Source organism: Chryseobacterium pennae (assembly GCF_003385515.1).
Classification (GTDB): domain Bacteria; phylum Bacteroidota; class Bacteroidia; order Flavobacteriales; family Weeksellaceae; genus Chryseobacterium; species Chryseobacterium pennae.
In genome coordinates, this window is record NZ_QNVT01000068.1 from 1 (window position 1) to 1371 (window position 1371).

Genomic DNA, 1371 nt, shown 5'->3' on the forward strand with positions numbered 1-1371 from the left:
ACCAAAAGTTGTGGATTACGCAAAAAGTTTGGTTAATCTAAAAAGAAAAAAAGATTTATCTTTTACTCCTCTGAGCTGTAATCTAAAGTTTTTGATTTTAGCATTAAAAGATTCAGCTGCAGCATTTGTACTTCTCTTATCAAAGAAGTTTAGAATATCTCTATAATGATTCATTATTGTCTTTCTTAAGATAGAAAATGATTTAAACCCTGCTTCTTCTACGTTTTTGAACCAATGGGCAAGCTTAGTCATAGCAACAGATTTTGTAATGTTCTGATTGTAAATCTTTCTCAGTCCATCAACTAAATGATAAGCTTTTTCAAGGTCAGGATATTGAGTAAAAAGAATGGCAGCCCTCTGTCTTTGGGATTCACTCCACTTCTTTCGGCTTTTATAAAGTAAATATCTACTCCTTGCTAAAAGTTGTTTCCGGGTATCTCCATTTTCTAAAACTTCTTTGGATGGTTCTTCAAACGTATTATTTTCCATTTCCATAGCTTCCCAACGATGTTGTATCCTAATCTGCTGAATAGCTTCTATAGCGAGTTTTTGAACATGAAAACGATCTATCACCTGAGAAGCATTAGGAAAACATCTTTTAGCTATAAGTTTCATTGATCCAGCCATATCCAGACTAATCTCTTTTACCATCATCCGAAGTTTTCTATTGATTTTTAATAGATGTTCTATAACAATACTACTCCGAGTACCTTTCACAATGGCTACAATACTGCCTTTTTTACCTTTCCCCTTCTTGGAAGTGAGTATAGTATAGAGTTCTCCATCTGATAAGCAGACTTCATCAATGGACAATTCCTCTGAGATATTTTCAGGAAAAATGAGCCAATATTCAGCGTGATCTTTCTCTGGCCAGGATTCAAACCTACTGAGAGCATTTTTGTACTGCCTCTGGAATTTTCGCCCATTAAGTCCGTAAAGTTCTGCAATCGTTTTGCAGGAAAGAGCTTTAGTATCTGCTAATTTTTTTTAAAAACTCAGCAAAGTCATGAGTCATTCGGGTTCCTTTCGCAATTAAGCTCCAGTTTCTCTGGAGTATCTCTCCTGTGGTTTTATCAATCCATCTTCTTCTTTTCACATGAAGCAAAACCTGCTTACCTCTTAAGGGAAAGTCCTCAACAATAATAGCGGAATGAAAGCCATTAGATTGATAGGGACGATGGGAAAACTCTTCAGGAATAATATTCTTCTCTTCAAAATCAATATGTAGGATCCCTTCAATATCATCTACATTGCTAATATCAAAGTGCTCAACCAAAAAATCAGGTAACAATAATTTTAATAGCTCGTCGGGAATATGCATCCTCAAAGTTAATCTCTTATTTGTTCCTCCACAACTTTTAGCACTGATCC

Annotated in this window: 2 protein-coding genes; both read right to left on the reverse strand. The window is 35.2% G+C overall.

The annotated features are described in order from the left end of the window. Positions 1 to 15: 15 nt before the first annotated feature. Positions 16 to 948: an ISAon1 family transposase gene (locus DRF65_RS28150; RefSeq protein ID WP_115974013.1), complete on the reverse strand. Its 933-nt coding sequence runs from the start codon at positions 946 to 948 to the stop codon at positions 16 to 18. 19 nt (positions 949 to 967) lie between these two features. Further along, the coding region (locus tag DRF65_RS28155) for an ISAon1 family transposase N-terminal region protein (protein ID WP_317126222.1) at positions 968 to 1371 on the reverse strand (404 nt) is incomplete at its 5' end.